The organism is Sphingomonas sp. UBA978 (assembly GCF_002292295.1).
GTDB lineage: Bacteria > Pseudomonadota > Alphaproteobacteria > Sphingomonadales > Sphingomonadaceae > Sphingomonas.
This window is the reverse complement of the sequence record NZ_DBBS01000015.1, coordinates 175,386-192,262: the sequence shown is the minus strand read 5'-3', so window position 1 is coordinate 192,262 and position 16,877 is coordinate 175,386. Positions and strand designations below refer to the sequence as shown.

The 16,877-nt window shown below is 66.7% G+C and carries 20 protein-coding genes, 1 tRNA gene and 1 pseudogene; 8 read left to right on the top strand and 14 right to left on the bottom strand.

Going from position 1 to position 16,877, the window contains the following annotated elements; all coding sequences use genetic code 11:
* Positions 1-102: 102 nt before the first annotated feature.
* The 4 genes from B2515_RS08680 to B2515_RS08665 all read left to right on the top strand — a co-directional run bounded on the left by B2515_RS08680 (position 103) and on the right by B2515_RS08665 (position 1,341).
* Positions 103-426 (top strand): hypothetical protein, encoded by a 324-nt coding sequence (locus B2515_RS08680; RefSeq protein WP_293875807.1) that lies wholly within the window; start codon positions 103-105, stop codon positions 424-426.
* 90 nt (positions 427-516) lie between these two features.
* Positions 517-936 carry a hypothetical protein gene (locus B2515_RS08675; protein WP_293875805.1) on the top strand — a complete coding sequence of 140 codons (420 nt, stop codon included), beginning with the start codon at positions 517-519 and terminating at the stop codon, positions 934-936.
* Positions 926-1,114, top strand: a complete 189-nt coding sequence (locus tag B2515_RS08670; RefSeq protein ID WP_293875803.1) for a hypothetical protein — start codon at positions 926-928, stop codon at positions 1,112-1,114. The genes B2515_RS08675 and B2515_RS08670 overlap by 11 nt, the downstream gene beginning before the upstream one ends.
* Before the next feature lie 83 nt (positions 1,115-1,197).
* A complete protein-coding gene (locus B2515_RS08665; RefSeq protein WP_293875801.1) occupies positions 1,198-1,341 on the top strand; it encodes a hypothetical protein in 144 nt (47 codons plus the stop codon).
* A 633-nt stretch (positions 1,342-1,974) separates the two neighbouring features.
* On the opposite strand, the gene B2515_RS08660 is transcribed toward B2515_RS08665, so the two are convergent.
* The 9 genes from B2515_RS08660 to B2515_RS08620 all read right to left on the bottom strand — a co-directional run bounded on the left by B2515_RS08660 (position 1,975) and on the right by B2515_RS08620 (position 9,975).
* Positions 1,975-2,262 carry a hypothetical protein gene (locus B2515_RS08660; protein WP_293875799.1) on the bottom strand — a complete coding sequence of 96 codons (288 nt, stop codon included), beginning with the start codon at positions 2,260-2,262 and terminating at the stop codon, positions 1,975-1,977.
* Positions 2,263-2,265: 3 nt separating this feature from the next.
* Entirely contained in the window at positions 2,266-3,261 is a 996-nt protein-coding gene (locus B2515_RS08655) for a caspase family protein (protein ID WP_293875797.1), read from the bottom strand.
* A 12-nt stretch (positions 3,262-3,273) separates the two neighbouring features.
* Positions 3,274-3,645 (bottom strand): TIR domain-containing protein, encoded by a 372-nt coding sequence (locus tag B2515_RS08650; protein WP_293875795.1) that lies wholly within the window; start codon positions 3,643-3,645, stop codon positions 3,274-3,276.
* A gap of 343 nt (positions 3,646-3,988) precedes the next feature.
* Positions 3,989-4,064 (bottom strand) — tRNA-Lys (locus B2515_RS08645).
* Between the two features lie 115 nt (positions 4,065-4,179).
* Positions 4,180-5,289 carry a rod shape-determining protein RodA gene (gene rodA / locus B2515_RS08640; protein WP_293875793.1) on the bottom strand — a complete coding sequence of 370 codons (1,110 nt, stop codon included), beginning with the start codon at positions 5,287-5,289 and terminating at the stop codon, positions 4,180-4,182.
* Positions 5,286-7,373, bottom strand: coding sequence for a penicillin-binding protein 2 (mrdA, locus tag B2515_RS08635; RefSeq protein WP_293875791.1), 2,088 nt, complete (start codon positions 7,371-7,373; stop codon positions 5,286-5,288). The genes rodA and mrdA overlap by 4 nt, the downstream gene beginning before the upstream one ends.
* Positions 7,373-7,909 carry a rod shape-determining protein MreD gene (mreD, locus tag B2515_RS08630; protein WP_293875789.1) on the bottom strand — a complete coding sequence of 179 codons (537 nt, stop codon included), beginning with the start codon at positions 7,907-7,909 and terminating at the stop codon, positions 7,373-7,375. The genes mrdA and mreD overlap by 1 nt, the downstream gene beginning before the upstream one ends.
* Positions 7,910-7,913: 4 nt before the next feature.
* Positions 7,914-8,792, bottom strand: a complete 879-nt coding sequence (gene mreC, locus B2515_RS08625) for a rod shape-determining protein MreC (RefSeq protein ID WP_293875787.1) — start codon at positions 8,790-8,792, stop codon at positions 7,914-7,916.
* Between the two features lie 142 nt (positions 8,793-8,934).
* Positions 8,935-9,975, bottom strand: a complete 1,041-nt coding sequence (locus tag B2515_RS08620) for a rod shape-determining protein (protein ID WP_293875785.1) — start codon at positions 9,973-9,975, stop codon at positions 8,935-8,937.
* A 131-nt stretch (positions 9,976-10,106) separates the two neighbouring features.
* Between B2515_RS08620 and mutL the strand changes: the two genes are divergently transcribed.
* Positions 10,107-11,915 (top strand): DNA mismatch repair endonuclease MutL, encoded by a 1,809-nt coding sequence (gene mutL / locus B2515_RS08615; RefSeq protein ID WP_293875783.1) that lies wholly within the window; start codon positions 10,107-10,109, stop codon positions 11,913-11,915.
* On the opposite strand, the gene B2515_RS08610 is transcribed toward mutL, so the two are convergent.
* From B2515_RS08610 to B2515_RS08590, 5 genes are all read right to left on the bottom strand, one after another.
* Entirely contained in the window at positions 11,824-12,312 is a 489-nt protein-coding gene (locus tag B2515_RS08610) for a hypothetical protein (RefSeq protein WP_293875781.1), read from the bottom strand. The two genes, mutL and B2515_RS08610, sit on opposite strands and share 92 nt — an antisense overlap.
* 288 nt (positions 12,313-12,600) lie before the next feature.
* Positions 12,601-13,197 (bottom strand): 50S ribosomal protein L9, encoded by a 597-nt coding sequence (rplI, locus tag B2515_RS08605; RefSeq protein ID WP_293875779.1) that lies wholly within the window; start codon positions 13,195-13,197, stop codon positions 12,601-12,603.
* Positions 13,198-13,209: 12 nt separating this feature from the next.
* The gene (gene rpsR, locus B2515_RS08600) at positions 13,210-13,434 is read right to left on the bottom strand and encodes a 30S ribosomal protein S18 (protein ID WP_007403456.1); all 225 of its coding nucleotides are present in this window, start codon (positions 13,432-13,434) and stop codon (positions 13,210-13,212) included.
* Positions 13,434-13,865, bottom strand: a complete 432-nt coding sequence (gene rpsF, locus B2515_RS08595) for a 30S ribosomal protein S6 (RefSeq protein WP_293875834.1) — start codon at positions 13,863-13,865, stop codon at positions 13,434-13,436. Before rpsF ends, rpsR begins: the two co-directional genes overlap by 1 nt.
* 156 nt (positions 13,866-14,021) lie before the next feature.
* Complete coding sequence (locus B2515_RS08590; RefSeq protein WP_293875777.1) at positions 14,022-14,390, bottom strand: RcnB family protein; 369 nt, start codon at positions 14,388-14,390, stop codon at positions 14,022-14,024.
* A gap of 206 nt (positions 14,391-14,596) precedes the next feature.
* On the opposite strand from B2515_RS08590, the gene fabD reads away from it, so the two are divergent.
* The 3 genes and pseudogenes from fabD to fabG all read left to right on the top strand — a co-directional run bounded on the left by fabD (position 14,597) and on the right by fabG (position 16,802).
* The gene (fabD, locus tag B2515_RS08585) at positions 14,597-15,556 is read left to right on the top strand and encodes an ACP S-malonyltransferase (protein ID WP_293875775.1); all 960 of its coding nucleotides are present in this window, start codon (positions 14,597-14,599) and stop codon (positions 15,554-15,556) included.
* Positions 15,557-15,625: 69 nt separating this feature from the next.
* Positions 15,626-16,044, top strand: a pseudogene (locus tag B2515_RS08580) (GxxExxY protein).
* Positions 16,045-16,061: 17 nt separating this feature from the next.
* Positions 16,062-16,802 (top strand): 3-oxoacyl-[acyl-carrier-protein] reductase, encoded by a 741-nt coding sequence (gene fabG / locus B2515_RS08575; protein ID WP_293875773.1) that lies wholly within the window; start codon positions 16,062-16,064, stop codon positions 16,800-16,802.
* The last annotated feature ends 75 nt before the right edge of the window (positions 16,803-16,877 follow it).

The following is a 16,877-nucleotide window of genomic DNA, read 5'->3' as shown; positions in this document are numbered from 1 at the left end:
CGCGGTCCCGGCAACCCCGCGTGGACACCCGGCTGTCCGTCACCGAACCCGCGAGGGCGACCGGCTGGCGTTCCCGACAAGCGTCTGCTGGCCACACAGCAGATGCTCGACGAGATGCGCAACATCATCGCCGTGCTCGTCGGCAAGGCGCTGGAGGGCGACACCAACGCCGCCAGCATCGTGTTGGCGAAAATCCTCCCCTCGGTGAAGGCGCAGGCAGAGAAGGTCAGCTTCGACTTCGATGCGTCGCTGCCGATCAGCGATCAGGTCGCCCAGGTGCTGGATGCCGTTGCCGCTGGCGCGGTCGCCCCGGACGTGGGGCGGCTCATCATCGACAGCATCAAATCGCTCGCGGACGTTCGGGCGACCGAGGAACTGGCCGCTCGGATCGAGGCTCTTGAGGAGGCCCGCGATGCCCGAGGGTAAAACCGAACAATTTGCGCGCCGCGTGCAAAAGTCGGCGATGCGAACCGGCGCAGCGCAGATCGACCCATACCCCCACGATAAAGGTCAGCCATGACGACGATAACCACACAGCGGAACCGCGTTCACGCCCATGCCATTGGCGACGACGATGTGTTCGTGCGCGTGTCGTGGATCGGGTACGACGAGGCGGGCAACCGCGTCCACCGCCACCTGCCATACCAGCCCATCAGCGACTATCAGGCGGCGGTGGATTGGGCGGTCAGCATGGCCGACAAGATGGCGCACCCGCTCCACGTCGTTCCCTTCAACGGCGACGACATGCTCGCGCCGGGGCGGTTCCTGCCGATCTGCGATGCCGTCGCTGCCATGACCGATCAGGAGCGCGGAGCCATGCGGCAGGTCGTGGTCACCACATGCGCCACCGTCATGCGTGACTGCGACGACCCTACTATCCGCGCCGAATGCTTTGACGTTCTGCGCCAACTCAAGGTGATCCACGATGAAGGCTGATATTCCCTTGTCCGAGCGCCAGCGTATGCGGGCAGACGAAGGCCGGGAGCTACCCGCTGCTCTCGTCCGCCGCCATGTTCAGGTGCTGGACGAGCAGCAAGCGATCGACGCGGTGCAGATCGCTATGGACGTGCGCAGCCCTGCGTTCCGATCGCTGGCTGATCGGCTTCGGGGCTAACCACAATGTCGCTCCGGGCGCTCCAACGTCGCGTCAGGCGCATAGAGGAAGCTCGGAAGCCGCGACCGTCGCCCATCGTGGTCATGTGCGGTACGTTCGACACCTTCGCTGACGCCGCATATGCCGAGGTCGAAGCCGGCACGCTGGCAGGGGAGTTCCTGCCGATCCTCGACATCCTGCGCGAGTGGGACGCGGGCGGTGTGTGGGTGCTGGCCCATGTGCGCTGACGGTGATCCCGCGTGGCTGGTAGGGTGGCAGCGCCAGCAAGATCAACCCCGGCCCGCGCCAACGCCCGCACCACGACCGCTCAAGCCAGTGGACGGGTTGCATGTGCCGCTCCGTATGCGCGGGCAGGCGGCGGCCATCGGGATTATAGAACCCGACCCTTGGCCGTTCGACGGGTGCAAGCGGCGGGAGCCGGTGATGGACGCGGACGACCCGCATCGTGTGGTCAGGAAGGTGGGATGGCACCGCTGCATGAAGTGCCGCCGTCCATTTTTCTCAGAGGACGTGCTGCGCCTGCGGCTCTGCTCGGGCGCGCAAGGATGCAGAGGCGACGAAGACAGATACTCATGACGAGGTTGCGGAAGTTTCCATCTTAGCTTCCGCGATGAGGGTTAAGGCCACCGACCCCTCGCCGACTAACATCGGGGCCAGCAGCGGGGGTATCGACTTTCCCGACTCTGACGCTGCCAGCACCCTGCGCCTTCGGGCGTGGGGTGCTGCTAAGACGGGCATCTAACGTCCAATTTGCGGCTCAGGAGCGGCAAACGATTCCGCTGCTTCTGTTTTTCTTCACGTCGACAACTGCGTGTAAGGACCATGTAAGAAGCGCCCTCAGCCTGCGCCGCGCCCGCGTTTCAATCCCACCGCTGATTTTTGAAGGCATCAGCAATGAGGGGAAGGTAACGGTTTACCTGCTCCAGATCGCTCGACTGTTCTTTCTCACTCAACGCGCCGTATTCCGTAGCCGCTTGCTTCTCCCAGCGACTTACTAGCGCAGCGGGAATCCTTAAGGAGCCATCCGGCTGCTTTTCACACTGCGCATGCATATACTTTTGCCAGTGCGACCAGCGCTCATGTTCGATGGCGGCTAGTTTCCCTGACAAGCCGTCGAGTACGGTATCAATCTTCGCTGGATCAACCATTCGCTAGATAAGCCCGCTCGCTACAAGTTTCCGGTAATGCTCGCCAAGCACGGTTAACTCGCACGATTTGCTGTGCATTGCCGCATGCCACATGTGTGTCTCGCCCACGGGGCGCACTAGGTTTACCTTCACGTATTTCTGAAGCACCGCAAAGACCGCTGTTTTCAGAGGGTCGGGGGGCGGGATTGCGAGGTCCGCTTTCTGTTCCTCTGACCGTTCCGGTTCATAGGCGGGATCCAACGGAAATTCGTAATCGGCGCGGGGGAAGTGCGTCGAGAGTGCCTGTAGGTCCGCGAGGGGTATGGGTGGCGTCGCTTTACGGAGCGAGACAAAAGTCTTCACGTTCGTCTTGAACATAGGGCGTTGACCACCCCACGGTCCGAGCGACTGGTCGATGTGAGCATAGACGCTCCCAGGGGTCACATCACCGACGAGATTAGCAGCGGCACCTCCCAACGCGTCAACAAAGAGATTTGTAAAGACGCCCGCGCCGCCACCAGGAACTTCCATAGCATACTGGTTAGCTGCGGAAGCGGTGAGGATTGTCATTCCCTCTTTGATCTCGGCGATTGCCTGTGCCTCCGGTCGCTCACCGGCAATGCCGCTGTGGCAGCTGTCGAGTATGACTATCTTGTTTCTTGCCGGCGACCCGCGGGCAAGCGACATTAACTCGGCGAGGGACAACCCGTCATCCCCCGTCTTGCATTCCGTGCCGCAGAGGAAACCGCCTGTGTCCTCTATGTATCCGTGTCCCGCAAAGTAGAACAAGGCAATTTCCGAGTCGTCTTTGAACAACTCTCGCACGGCATCTTTAAGTTCAGCCTTTTCGACACGATCAACAGCGCTTGTGCCGGTCAGAAGTTTGGGAGTGGCGAAGTTGACAGTACCATCGGCATGCCGCTCAAGCACCGTTCTGACGGAATGCGCGTCGTTCACGCAGCCGCTTAGCGGACCAATGTGGTCATAGTGGTCGATGCCGACGATAAGAGCTTTCCGCACTGCCGGTTCCGATCAGAGCGAATCGATAAAGTCACTGACGTTTTTATCGCTCCAAACAGTGGTGGCGACGCCAGCCACGTTCGTGCGGTCGTCGGAATAAGCCCAGATGCCCCGGACCGGCTTTCCCTCGTCCTTAGCACATTGGATTTCCCATTTCTGACCAGTTGAGGTTAGCGAGTTCTTGCTAATGAGCGCGATCACACCGTCAGACCGGCGAATGCGCGTCCTGACTTTGCTCTGCCAATCGCTGTCATACGCTTGTTTGACCGACATATCGATGAACTCGAAGGGTGCGCGCGGATGAAGCGATTGACCCTTGAGAAAATCGCGTTGAGTTTCGTCCTCAATTGCGAACGCTACGAAAACCACTTTCTTATCAGCCACGCTCGTTCTCCCCTGAGTCATTTTATCCCATAGGCGGCACCCCGCCAACGACGGTCCGGATGCAACATGGTTAATCCAGCTATGAAATGAAAGCTCGGGAGAATGTTTTTTCGGCATATTTCGCGGTGTTTAAATTGCTGGTGATGCCTTCAGACGGGCCCCGCTCGATTGACTAGTACCCCCACCGGCGACGGAGCTGGTCGTCGATGACCACACCCCACTAGCATGGCCCATCCTAGCGTGCCGCTAACCCGCATCCTTACACTGCTCTTACACGACCGCAGCGGGGCGCAAAACGACCGCCCGCGGGATCCTGCAAGTTGCTGTATTTGCTTAAGAAAAGTGGTGGACGCACTTGGGCTCGAACCAAGGACCCGCTGATTAAGAGTCAGCTGCTCTACCAACTGAGCTATGCGTCCATGACCGGCCTGTCTGATGGCGCTTTGGAGAGGCGCCGGCCCCGTCGGGAGGAGGCCAATTAGCAGTGGATTCGGATGATGCAAACCCTTTTTTGCACCGCGGCAATTTTTTGCGTCACCAGCGCACGGTGCGGCGGTTCTGGCGGTCGATCGACATCAGGATGCCGAGGCACAGCAGCACCGTCATCTGCGCTGAACTGCCGAAGCTGACGAGGGGGAGGGGGATGCCGACGACGGGGGCGAGGCCCATCACCATCGACAGGTTGATGGCGACGTAGAAGAAGATCGTCGTGGCGAGGCCCGCCGCGGTCAGGCGGGCGAAGCGGGTGGTCGCCTGCTGCCCGACGTTGACGCCCCAACGGATGACCATGAGGAAGGCGACGATGAGCAGGCAGCCGCCGAGCAGCCCCCATTCCTCCGCCATCGTCGCGAAGACGAAGTCGGTGTGGCCCTCGGGCAGATAGTCGAGGTGGCTCTGCGTGCCGTTGAGGAAGCCCTTGCCCCACAGCCCGCCCGATCCGATCGCGATCTTCGACTGGCTGATGTGATAGCCGGTGCCGAGCGGGTCGCTCTCGGGATCGAGGAAGATCAGCACCCGGTTGCGCTGGTAGTCGTGTAGCACGTAGTTGAAGGCGAGCGGCACCGCGATGGCGAGGCCGAGCGCGCCGCCGATGAACAGCCGCATCGGCACGCCGGCGAGGAATATGACGATGACGCCGCCGCCGCAGACCATCAGCGCGGTGCCGAGGTCGGGCTGTTTCATGATGAGCGCCGCCGGGATGCCGATCAGCAATGCGGCGGGCCAGATCGCGCCGAACCGCCGGATCTCGTTGGGCGGCAGCATGTCGTAGAAGCGCGCGCAGGCGAGCACGATCGCGGGCTTCATGAATTCGGATGGCTGGAGGCGGATGCCGACGTCGAGCCAGCGCTGGCTGCCGCCGCGCACCGCGCCGACGAGTTCGACGAGCACCAGCGCGATGACGATGACGACATAGGTCGGCAGCGCGGCGGTGCGCCAGAAGCTGACCGGGACGTAGGACAGCGCCAGCGCGGCGCCGAGCAGCACGAAGAAGCGGATGCCCTGCGACAGCGCCCAGGGCTGGAGCGAGCCGCCCGCGGCCGAATAGAGGACGACCTGACCGAACACGCCGATCGCGACGACCAGGCCCAGCACGCGCCACGGCAGGCGGGCGATCGGGTCGGGAATGATGCCGCTGCGGTTCATGGTTCGGTCCGTTCGGTCGAGCCGTCCTCGGCGACGCTGTTGCCGAGCGTGCTGTCGGGGGCGAGCGCCGCCTGGGTCTGGTTGGCGAGGGCGGTGGCGGCCTCGACCGCGGCCGAATCGCTCGGGACGACGCCGTCGGTCTTGGTGGCGTTGGCGGCGGGCGGGGGCGACTGGGCGGCGCGATAGGCGTTCGCCGTCGCCGTCATCCGCGTCGCGATATCGCCGCCCCAGGTCGGCTCGACCTCGGCCAGGCTCCGGATCGCGCGGTCGCGGTCGAACAGCCAGGTCATGATGTCGCGACCGATCATCGGCGTGTCGAGGTTGCGCACGGTATGGCCGTTATGCTCCAGCACCACCGCCGCGGCGTAGCGCGGATTGTCGGCGGGGGCGAAGCAGACGAACAGCGCATGGTCGCGCAGCTTGAAGGGCAATTGCCCGTTCTTGAGCACGCCGGTGCTGCGCCGTTCGGCCATGGTGATGCGGCGGACCTGCGCGGTGCCGGTCTTGGCGGCGAGGCTGACGCCGGGGATGAGCAGTCGCGCCGCGCCGCCGGTGCCGCCCTGGTTGACGACGCCGTACATCGCGTCGCGGACGATCGCGAGATGTTCGGAGGCGAAGGGCAGGGCCGGGACGTCGAGGTGAACGTGATCGCTCAGCAGGCTGGGTTGCAGCGCCCGGCCCGAGGCGAGCCGTGCCGCCATCACCGCCAGCTGCAACGGATTGGCGAGAACATAGCCCTGGCCGATCGAGGCGTTGATGCCGTCGGCGATCGTCCAGTTGGTCTTGTACTTGCGCCGCTTCCACGCCGAATCGGGGACGGTGCCGTAGCGCTGCGTGGCGAGCGGCAGGTCGAACTTCTCGCCCAGCCCGAGCAGGCGCGCGGTCGGGGCGATCTTGTCGTAGCCGAGGCGGCGGACCATTTCGAAGAAATAGATGTCGCAGCTCTGCTCGATCGCGCCCTTGAGGTCGAGCGGGCCGTGGCCGCCGCGCTTGTGGCAGTGGAAGACGCCGGTGCCGACCCGCATCTGCCCCGAACAGAAGATGCGATCGTGCGCGCCGACACCCGCGGACAGCAGCGCGAGCCCGTTCATCGGCTTCACCGTCGATCCGGGCGGATAGAGGCCCTGCGTCACCTTGTTCATCAGCGGCACGTGATCGTCGTCGGACAGCATCTTCCATTCGAGATGGCTGATCCCGTCCGAAAAGCTGTTGGGGTCGTAGGCGGGCATCGACACCATCGCCAGCATCTCGCCGGTGCGGCAGTCCATCACCACCGCAGAGCCCGAATTGGTGCCGAGCCGGCGCGCGGCATATTCCTGCAGTCCGGCATCGATCGTCAGCCGCTGCGTCTTGCCCGGCACGTCGGCGCGGGTCGGCAGTTCGGCGACGACCTTGCCGCGCGCGGTCACCTCGACGCGCTTCGCCCCGGGCGTGCCGCGCAGCGTCTTTTCGAGCTGCTTTTCGAGGCCGTCCTTGCCGAGCTTGAAGCCGGGGGTGACGAGCAGGGGGTCGTGCGTTTCCTTGAACTGTTCGGCGTTGGCGGCGCCGACATAGCCGGTGAGATGCGCGACCGCGGCGCCGGCGGGATAGGCACGCGCGAAGCCGCGGGTCGGCGCGACGCCGGGCAGTTCGGGCTGGCGCAGGCTGACAGCGGCGAACCGGTCCCAGCTGATGTTCTCGGCGACCTGTACGGGCTGGAAGCCGGCCGCGCCCTTCAGGTCGATGCGGATGCGCTCGACCTCCTCGGGCGGCAGCGCGAGCAGGCGGGCGAGCAGGGTGAGGACGCGGTCCTCCTCCTCCAGCCGGTCGGGAATGATGTCGACGCGGAAATCGGTGCGGTTGTTTGCGATCGGCGCGCCGTGGCGATCGACGATCCAGCCGCGGCGGGGCGGAATCATCGTCAGGTTGACGCGATTGCTCTCCGCCAGAAGATTGTATTTTTCGTTCTGCGCGATCGCGAGCCAGCCCATTCGGCCCGCCAGCAGCACGCCGACGCCCGCCTGCGCGGTGCCGAGCAGCCAAGCGCGGCGCGAGAAGCTGTAGGCCTGCATCGCCTCGGTGACGATCTTGGGCGAGCGCCGCATCATTGCGCCGGGCCGCGCTTGCGGTCGATCCAGGCGACCAGCCGCGCCGAAAGGGGGAAGAGCATCACCGACACCATGATCTGCGCCAATAGCACGGTATCGACATGCGCGCCGATGGGCAGTGCGATCCAGCGCCCGATCGCGAGGCAGAAGGCGATGGCGCCGCTGGCGATCAGCCAGTCCTGCCAGAAATCGCGGAACACCAGCCGTTGTTCGATCAGGTCGATCGCGATGAAGCAGATCGACCAGAGCAGCACGGCCGAGCCGAGCGGCTGGCCGCTGACCAGATCGTCGAACAGGCCGAGCGGTGCGGCGGCCCAGGGGCGCAGCGCGAACCGCGCGAGCAGCCGCCACGTCAGCAGCATGATGAGGCCGAGCGGCGGCATCAGCGGCAGGCTGGCGACGACCGGGATCACCGCGGTCAGCGCCGACGCGCCGAGCACGCTGCCCCATGGCAGCGCGCGCGCCCGTCCCGGTGGCAGCGGCGGCTCGAACGGCCGATAGTCGATGGTGTTGCGGGTCACCCGGTCGATCACGGGATCAGGGCGCCGCCGGGCGCGGTGGCGGTGATGGCGGCAGCGGCATGAAGGGGCGTTCGACCAGCGCGAAATCGAGCGCATCGGGGGCGGCGAAGGGGATGGCGACGACGCTGTCGGCACCGGCCCGCTCGACCTGCGCGACCGGCACGCCGGGTGCGTAGAGGCCGCCGGTGCCCGAGGTCACGAACATGTCGCCCTTCGCGAAGCGGACGTTGGTGGCGTTGACCGAGCGGATGTCGACGCGGCCATCGCCGCGGCCGGCGGCGATGGCGGGCATGCCGTCGCGGGTGCGGCGCACCGGCACGAGGCTTTCGGGGTCGGTGACGAGCAGCACGCGCGCCGCGATCGGCCCGGTTTCGAGAACCCGGCCGACGAGCCCGCTGGGGCCGCGCACCGGCATGCCGGGCAGCACGTCCTGCAGGCGCCCCGCGTTGAGCAGCGCGAAGCGGCGGCCGCTCGATGCGGTCGACCCGACGAGGCGCGCGGTCACCACCGGCTCCGGCGTCCGCTCGCGCACCGCGAGCAATGCGCGCAGGCGGCGGTTGTCATAGGCGACCGTCCGTGCGGTGGTCAGGATCGCGCGGGTGCGCTTCACCTCGGCGCGCAGATCCGCATTCTCGCCATGGACGCGGAACCAGGTGCCGATCGCGCGGGGCACGGACAGGACGGCGTCGGTGACGACGTCCAGCCCGGTCGCGACCGGCGTGGTCAGGCTGGCGACCCCCATGCGCAGCGCGCTGAACGCGGGCGGGTTGAAGGTCGAGACGACGAGCAGCACCGCTCCCACCACCGCACCCGCCACCGCGAGCACGTAGCCGAGAAACGTCGAATATTGCCGCCGCCGCGAGAAACCCGTGCGACGGTCGCGGGCAGGCGCCATGCGCCGGTCCCCCCGTCTCTTGAGATATGTGCCGTCCGCTTAGCGCATCCGGCGTTCGTTCCAAACCATCCGCGGATCCGGACCGGTCGGCCGAAGCGTGGCGAGGGGCGGCGCGCGCCGGCCCCTCGCGCGACGATCCGGTTCAGCCGGTCTGGAGCACGCCGCGGAACATCGGATCCTCGAGTGCGCGGCCGGTGCCGAGCGCGACGCAGGTCAGCGGGTCCTCGGCGACGGTGACGGGCAGGCCGGTCTCGTCGCGCAGCACCTCGTCCAGCCCCTCGAGCAGCGCGCCGCCGCCGGTCAGCACGATGCCCTGGTCGACGATGTCGGCGGCCAGTTCGGGTGCGGTATTCTCCAGCGCGACGCGGACGCCCTCGACGATCGTCGCGACCGGCTCGCTCAGCGCCTCGGCGATCTGGCCCTGGTTGATCTGGATTTCCTTGGGCACGCCGTTGACCAGGTCGCGGCCCTTGATGTGGATGATCTTGCCGATGCCGTCGGCGGGGGGACGGGCGATGCCGACCTCCTGCTTGATCCGCTCCGCGGTCGCTTCGCCGATCAGCAGATTGTGGTTGCGGCGGACGTAGCTGACGATCGCCTCGTCCATCTTGTCGCCGCCGACGCGCACGCTCGTGGTATAGGCGAGGCCGCGCAGCGACAGCACCGCGACCTCGGTCGTGCCGCCGCCGATGTCGACGACCATCGAACCGATAGGCTCGGTGACGGGCATGTCGGCGCCGATCGCCGCGGCCATCGGCTCCTCGATCAGATAGACCTGGCTCGCGCCGGCGTTTGAGGCGGCGTCGCGGATCGCGCGGCGTTCGACCTTGGTCGAGCCCGAGGGCACGCAGATGACGATTTCCGGCCAGCGGGCGAATTTGCGCGGGCCATGCACCTTGCGGATGAAGTGCTTTATCATCTCTTCCGCGACGTCGATGTCGGCGATGACGCCGTCGCGCAGCGGCCGGATCGCCTCGATCGAGCCGGGAGTCTTGCCCATCATCAGCTTGGCGTCGTCGCCGACCGCCTTCACCCGCTTGACGCCGTTGATCGTCTCCACCGCCACCACCGACGGTTCGTTGAGCACGATGCCACGTCCGCGGACGTAGACCAGCGTATTCGCGGTGCCGAGATCGATCGCCATGTCGTGGGACATGAATTTGAAGAAGCGGGGAAATGCCATCGGGCGCTGGGTTCCGTGTTCGGGACGCAAAAAGCTCCGCATGATCCGCCGCAGACCGTGTCGGCCATGAAGTTCGTCACGTTGTGCGGAAGGCATCGCGGGATGCGTTCGCTTGGTATAGAGCTTGCGCGGTGTCAATACGCCGTCTGCCCGAACATCTCGTCAACCGCATCGCCGCCGGTGAAGTGGTGGAAAGGCCCGCCAGCGCGTTGAAGGAGCTGGTGGAGAATGCGATCGACGCCGGGGCGAATCGGATCGCCGTTATCCTGTCCGAAGGCGGGCTGTCGCGCATCGAAGTGGCGGACGACGGCTGCGGCATGACGCCGGCCGATATGGCGCTGGCGCTGGAGCGGCACGCGACGTCGAAACTGCCCGACGAGGCGATCGAGATGGTTGCGACTCTCGGCTTTCGCGGCGAGGCGCTGCCCTCGATCGCCAGTGTCGCGCGGCTGACGATCGAATCGCGAATCGCCGGGGCGGAGGGCTGGGCGCGGGTGGTCGACAATGGCGTCGTCGTGCGCGAGGGGCCGGCGGCGCTGCCGCCCGGTACGCGCGTCATCGTCGAAGAGCTGTTCGGGCGGGTGCCGGCGCGGCGCAAGTTCCTGCGCAGCGCCCGGGCGGAATATGCCGCCTGCCTCGATGTGGTGCGCCGGCTGGCGATGGCGCGGCCCGACCTCGCCTTCACGCTGGAGCATGACGGGCGGCGCGCGCTGGCGGTGACGCAGGCGGACGACCGGCCGGCGCGGGTCGCGGCGCTGACCGACCGGGCGCTCGCCGACAATGCCGTCCCGATCGATCTGGAGCGCGACGGCGTCCTGCTCGGCGGGGTAGCGAGCATCCCGACCTACAATCGCGGCGTGGCGGACCACCAATATCTGTTCGTCAACGGCCGGCCGGTGCGCGACCGGCTGCTGATGGGCGCGATCCGCGGCGCCTATGCGGAGATGCTGCCGCGCGACCGCCATGCGGTGGTGGCGCTGTTCCTCGACGTCCCGGCAAGCGAGGTGGACGTCAACGTCCATCCGGCGAAGACCGAGGTGCGGTTCCGCGACCCGGCGATGGTGCGCGGGATGATCGTATCGGGCCTGCGCCGCGCGCTGGATGCGGCGGGCCATCGCAGCGTGCAGCGGCCGAGCGCGGAGGCGCTCGCGATGTGGCAGCCGGAGACGCCGGCGAGCCATCTCCCGTCGGGGGAGGGGCCGGTGTGGGGCATGCCCGCCGGTGCCGGTCCTGATGCGGCGCTCCCGGCCTCCGAAGGGGCGGGGCTGCACCGGTTGTTCGACCGCCGCCCGACCTTCTTCACCGCGCCGCCGGCCGCGCGGGCGGAGCCGGCCTGGCCGCCGCCGCCGCAGACCGCCGCGCATCCGCTCGGCGTCGCACGCGGCCAGGTCGCCAAGACCTATATCGTCGCCGAGGCGGAGGACGGGCTCGTGCTCGTCGACCAGCATGCCGCGCACGAACGGCTGGTGCTCGAACGGATGCGCGCCGCACTCGCCGGCGGACGCGTGGCGGCGCAGGCGCTGCTGATCCCCGAGGTGGTCGAACTGGACGAGCCCGCCTGCGACCGGCTGGAACAGCGCGCGCCCGAACTCGCCGAGATGGGGCTGGAGATGGAGCGATTCGGCCCGACGGCGATGCTGGTGCGCGCGACCCCGGCGCTGCTGGGCCAGGCCGACCCGACCGGGCTGGTCACCGACCTCGCCGACGAACTCGCCGCCTTCGATCAGGCGCTGTCGCTACGCGAGCGGCTGGATGCGGTGGCGGGGACGATGGCGTGCCACGGATCGGTGCGCGCCGGGCGCATCCTGTCGGTCGCCGAGATGAACGCCCTCCTCCGCGAGATGGAGGCTACGCCCCATTCCGGGCAATGTAACCACGGTCGACCGACATGGGTAAAACTGGCCCACGGCGATATCGAGAAGCTGTTTGGACGGCGCTGACCGGCGGTATCATCAGCCATTCTTCGGCGGTGTGCCGGTCGAGGAAGAAGGAAACGTGGTCGCGTTCGAGCTTGAAGACGCGGCGCGCCTGCGCGTTGACCAGCGATTTGCCGACGACGACGGCCGCGCGGCGCGAGCGCAGCGTCGGCTCGCGCGCCGCCGCGGTGAAGGCGGCCACCATCTCCTGGCTCTGGATGTGCATGCCCGAGCAATCGACCAGCATCAGATGTTCGTTGGGCGGACAGGACAGTCCCGCACGAACGTCGAGCAGGGCCGTCCGCAGCGCCTCGACGCGTGCCCGCTCGAAAAACCCGTCGAGGGTGACAAAGACCAGATGCCGTAAAGGATCGGTCGTGATGCTGAAGGTCCCGGACATGTATATGTCCATATTCGACATGACCTTGCCGAGACGTTAATCCGGTCGGGCGGCGGGCGCCAAGCAACAGGCCGTTCATCGAATGGAAACCTTCTGTCGGATCGCGCATTGAGCAGCCAAATCCCGATGAGATAGGCGCCGCCATGAAGCAGATTTTCCCGATCGTCCTCGCCCTGATCCCACTCGCCGCGGTCGTCGGGGCATGCGTGACCTGCCCCTGATAGAATCCGCACGACGATCGACACGAAAAAGCCCGCCCGGAGACGATCCGGGCGGGCTTTTCTGTGTCCACCGAAGCGGCGCGGGGGGTTAGCCCTGCGCCGGCTCCGCGGCGTCCGACTGCACTTCGGCAGTGGCGCCCGGTTCGGCGTTCGGATCATAGTCCTCGACGAAGCCGGCTTCGTCGCGCTCGAACATCGATGCCATGACATCGACGCCGGTCGCCTGCATCTCGGCCTCTTCGGGCGAGCGGGCGACGTTGACCTTGATCGTCACGACGACTTCCGGGTGCAGCGCGACGCGCACTTCGTACAGGCCGATCGACTTGATCGGCTTGTCGAGCACGACCTGGCTCTTGGCGACCTTGTGACCATCGGCCTCGAGGGCTTCGACCAGATCGCGGACCGCGACCGAACCGTAGAGCTGGCCGGTGTTCGACGCCTGACGGATCAGGGTGACCGACGCGTCCTTGAACGAACCCGCTTCCTTCTCGGCCTCGCCGCGACGGTTGGCGTTGTCCGATTCGATGCGGGCGCGGTTAGCCTCGAACACCTTGCGGTTGGCTTCGTTGGCGCGCAGCGCCTTCTTGTTCGGCAGCAGGAAGTTGCGGGCGAACCCGTCCTTGACCTTCACCACGTCGCCGATGGCGCCGAGCTTCTCGACGCGCTCAAGCAGAATGACGTCCATGTTTCGGACTCCTTACTTAACGACGTAGGGCAGCAGGCCCAGATGACGGGCGCGCTTGATGGCCTGGGCCAGTTCGCGCTGCTTCTTCGCGCTCACCGAGGTGATGCGCGACGGCACGATCTTGCCACGCTCGGACACGAAGCCCTGCAGCAACCGGACGTCCTTATAGTCGATCCGGGGAGCGTCCTTGGCCGAGAACGGGCAGGACTTGCGGCGGCGGAAAAACGGGCGAGCCATTATGCGGCCTCCTCTTCACGGTCACGACGGGGGCCACGGTCCGGACGGTCGCCACGCGGGCCGCCATCACGGCCGCCTTCGCGGTCGCCACGGCGCTCGCGGTCGCGCTCCTGCTTGCGCATCATCACGGTCGGACCCTCTTCCAGCTCATCGACCTTGACGGTCATGTAGCGGATCACGTCCTCGTTGATCTGGGTCTGGCGCTCCAGCTCGGCGACGACCGTGCCCGGTGCGTCGATCTCGAGCATGACGTAATGCGCCTTGCGGTTCTTGGCGATGCGATAGGCGAGGCTGCGCAGGCCCCACGTCTCGGTCTTGACGACCTTGCCGCCATTGTCTTCGATGATCTTGGTGGCGGTTTCCGCCAGCGCGTCCACCTGCGCCTGTGCCAGATCCTGGCGCGCAAGGAACGTGTGCTCGTACAGAGCCATGCCTTGTCCTTCGTTGGCCGATCGCTGACGCCGCCCCATGCGACGCCCCTCCGGCTGTCTTCTCATGCAATACGAACCGGGGCGGAGAGACTGGCTCTCCACCCCGGATGTGGGCCTCATACTCGCCTCGCGGCGAATAGCAAGGTTATAGGCGGATCAGCGGAACGAGCGCTGGATCACGCGGACCACGGTGCCGTTGTCGCGGACCAGCACCGCGTCGTTGCCCGACCGCGCCCAGTAATGACCGCGCGGCGGCGCGGCGAGACGGTAGGTGCGATAGTCGCGGACGACGCGATAGTTGGTCGCATAGCGGCGATCGAAGTGCTGGCCGGCGCGCCAGTTCTGCGGCCCGCGGCGATCGTTGCGCACAATGGTGCGCTGCTTGACGACGGTGCGGCCGTTGCCGTTGTGCTTGACCGTGGTGACGGTGCGCTCGCGCTGCTGCGGTGCGGCCTCGGCGGTGGCGATGGCCATCGGGCTGGCGATCAGCGTGGCGGCGATGGCGCTCAGGATCAGCTTCTTCATGATACACTCCCATTCGGTCTACAGGCGCCGTCTGCCCGGCGTCGAAGGGAGATATGGGCCGCACATGTCGCAGACCTCTCCCGCCGACCCGGTTAAACGGTCGCAAGGTGTCGCAACTCCGCCGGGTTCGTTCAGGTTGCACGAGGGCCGTGTCGGTCCTAGGGGCGCGACCCTGACATAACGGCCTGTCATATAAGGAGAGCGCGATGCGGGCATTCATCTTTCCCGGTCAGGGAAGCCAGGCGGTCGGCATGGGCAAGGCGCTGCGCGATGCCAGTCCTGTCGCGCGCGAGGTGTTCGGCGAGGTCGACGAGGCGCTGGGCCAGCATCTGTTCCGGCTGATGGCCGAAGGGCCGGCGGAAGACCTGCAGCTGACCGAGAACGCCCAGCCGGCGATCATGGCGAATGCGATCGCGACGTTGCGCGTGCTGGAGCGCGAGGGCGGCGTGCGGCTGGCGGACAAGGCCGACTATGTCGCCGGCCACAGCCTCGGCGAATATAGCGCCCTGTGCGCGGCTGGCGCGTTCGACCTGGCGACCACGGCGCGGCTGCTGCGCCTGCGCGGGCAGGCGATGCAGGCGGCGGTGCCGGTCGGCGAGGGCGCGATGGCGGCGCTGCTCGGTGCCGATCTCGACAAGGCGCAGACGATCGCCGGCGCGGCGGTCGATTCGATTCTGGCGGAGGGGGGCGAGCCGCTGGTCTGCACCGTCGCCAACGACAATGATCCCTCTCAGGTGGTGATCTCCGGCCACCGCGCTGCGATCGAGCGCGCGGTGGCGATGGCGAAAGAGCTGGGCGCCAAGCGCGCGGTGCTGCTGCCGGTGTCGGCACCGTTCCACTGCCCGCTGATGCAGCCCGCCGCCGACGCGATGGACGCCGCGCTCGCCGACGTCCGCATCGCCGCGCCGCTGGTCCCGGTCTTCGCCAACGTGGATGCGGTCGCGATCGCCGACCCCGGCGCGATCCGCGTCGCGCTCGTGCAGCAGGTGACGGGCATGGTCCGCTGGCGCGAATCGGTGCTGGCGATGGTGGACGCGGGGGTGACGCAATTCGTCGAATTCGGCGGCAAGGTCCTCTCCCCCATGGTCAAGCGCATCGCCCCCGACGTCGCGGCGATCAGCGTCGTGACGATGGACGACATCGCGGATTTGCTTAAGACGGTGTGATGTTCACGCGAAGCCGCGGAAATCGGTTTTGCGCGCAGAGGCGCAGAGAACGCGGAGGAAGAAGAGGGCTTGCGTGACATCGATGCCATCAGCGGTGACGTTTTGGACGTCGCCTTGCGATTGCATCGCGATCTGGGGCCGGGCCTGCTTGAAAGCGTGTACGAGGCCGTGCTCGCGGCGCGGTTGGCGCAGCTGGGATATACGGTTGCGCGTCAACAGCCTGTCGATATCGATTTCGAGGGCGTCCGTATCCAGGGGGCATTCAAGATGGACCTGCTGGTCGACGGCAGGTTGATCGTCGAGATTAAGTCCGTCGAACGGTTGTTGCCAGTCCACGCCAAGCAACTCCTCACATATCTGCGGTTGACCGGGCAGCCCGTCGGGCTGCTCATCAACTTCGGGGGCGAGACGCTCAAGGGGGTGTGCGCCGGCTCGTCAACAACCATCGCCCCTCTGCGTCCTCCGCGCCTCTGCGCGACCAAAGATAGCTAGGTTGGAGAAGAGAATGTTCGATCTCACAGGTATGACGGCGCTGGTGACCGGGGCGTCCGGGGGTATCGGGTCCGCGATCGCGCAGGCGCTGGCGGGGCAGGGGGCGCGGCTGGCGGTGTCGGGGTCCAATGCCGACAAGCTGGAGACGTTCCGCGCAGGCCTCGGCGGCGAGCATGTCGCGGTGCCCTGCGACCTGTCGGATGCGGCCGCGGTCGACGCGCTCGTGCCGCAGGCGGTGCAGGCGCTCGGCGGGCGGATCGATATCCTCGTCAACAATGCCGGCGTCACCCGCGACAACCTTGCGATGCGGATGAAGGACGAGGAATGGGATCAGGTGATCCGCGTCAACCTCGAGGCTGCGTTCCGCCTGGTCCGCGCCGCGGCCAAGCCGATGATGAAGCAGCGGTTCGGCCGCGTCGTGTCGATCACTTCGGTCGTCGGGCAGACCGGCAATCCGGGGCAGGCGAATTATGCCGCCTCCAAGGCGGGGCTGGTCGGCATGTCCAAGGCGCTGGCGCAGGAACTCGCCAGCCGCAACATCACCGTCAATTGCGTCGCGCCGGGCTTCATCCGTTCGGCGATGACCGACGTCCTGCCCGAGGCGCAGAAGAGCGCGCTGCTCGGCCGCATCCCCGCGGGCGACCTCGGCACGCCGCAGGACATCGGCGCCGCCGTCGTCTATCTCGCCAGCCGTGAGGCGGGTTATGTCACCGGACAGACCTTGCACGTCAACGGCGGCATGGCCATGATCTAGGGACACGATCTATAACGGGCCGAGGGTGGCCGTCGCGGCGGACCCTTAACAGACGCTTGCCACCCGAACCCGCCC

Excerpts from the sequence above, each read along its gene's own strand:
- B2515_RS08680 (WP_293875807.1), top strand. The coding sequence starts at position 103 with ATGCTCGACGAGATGCGCAACATCATCGCCGTGCTCGTCGGCAAGGCG.
- B2515_RS08675 (WP_293875805.1), top strand. The coding sequence starts at position 517 with ATGACGACGATAACCACACAGCGGAACCGCGTTCACGCCCATGCCATT.
- B2515_RS08670 (WP_293875803.1), top strand. The coding sequence starts at position 926 with ATGAAGGCTGATATTCCCTTGTCCGAGCGCCAGCGTATGCGGGCAGAC.
- B2515_RS08665 (WP_293875801.1), top strand. The coding sequence starts at position 1,198 with ATGTGCGGTACGTTCGACACCTTCGCTGACGCCGCATATGCCGAGGTC.
- B2515_RS08660 (WP_293875799.1), bottom strand. The coding sequence starts at position 2,262 with ATGGTTGATCCAGCGAAGATTGATACCGTACTCGACGGCTTGTCAGGG.
- rodA (WP_293875793.1), bottom strand. The coding sequence starts at position 5,289 with ATGAACCGCAGCGGCATCATTCCCGACCCGATCGCCCGCCTGCCGTGG.
- mrdA (WP_293875791.1), bottom strand. The coding sequence starts at position 7,373 with ATGCGGCGCTCGCCCAAGATCGTCACCGAGGCGATGCAGGCCTACAGC.
- mreC (WP_293875787.1), bottom strand. The coding sequence starts at position 8,792 with ATGGCGCCTGCCCGCGACCGTCGCACGGGTTTCTCGCGGCGGCGGCAA.
- B2515_RS08620 (WP_293875785.1), bottom strand. The coding sequence starts at position 9,975 with ATGGCATTTCCCCGCTTCTTCAAATTCATGTCCCACGACATGGCGATC.
- B2515_RS08610 (WP_293875781.1), bottom strand. The coding sequence starts at position 12,312 with ATGTCGAATATGGACATATACATGTCCGGGACCTTCAGCATCACGACC.
- rplI (WP_293875779.1), bottom strand. The coding sequence starts at position 13,197 with ATGGACGTCATTCTGCTTGAGCGCGTCGAGAAGCTCGGCGCCATCGGC.
- rpsR (WP_007403456.1), bottom strand. The coding sequence starts at position 13,434 with ATGGCTCGCCCGTTTTTCCGCCGCCGCAAGTCCTGCCCGTTCTCGGCC.
- rpsF (WP_293875834.1), bottom strand. The coding sequence starts at position 13,865 with ATGGCTCTGTACGAGCACACGTTCCTTGCGCGCCAGGATCTGGCACAG.
- B2515_RS08590 (WP_293875777.1), bottom strand. The coding sequence starts at position 14,390 with ATGAAGAAGCTGATCCTGAGCGCCATCGCCGCCACGCTGATCGCCAGC.
- fabD (WP_293875775.1), top strand. The coding sequence starts at position 14,597 with ATGCGGGCATTCATCTTTCCCGGTCAGGGAAGCCAGGCGGTCGGCATG.
- fabG (WP_293875773.1), top strand. The coding sequence starts at position 16,062 with ATGTTCGATCTCACAGGTATGACGGCGCTGGTGACCGGGGCGTCCGGG.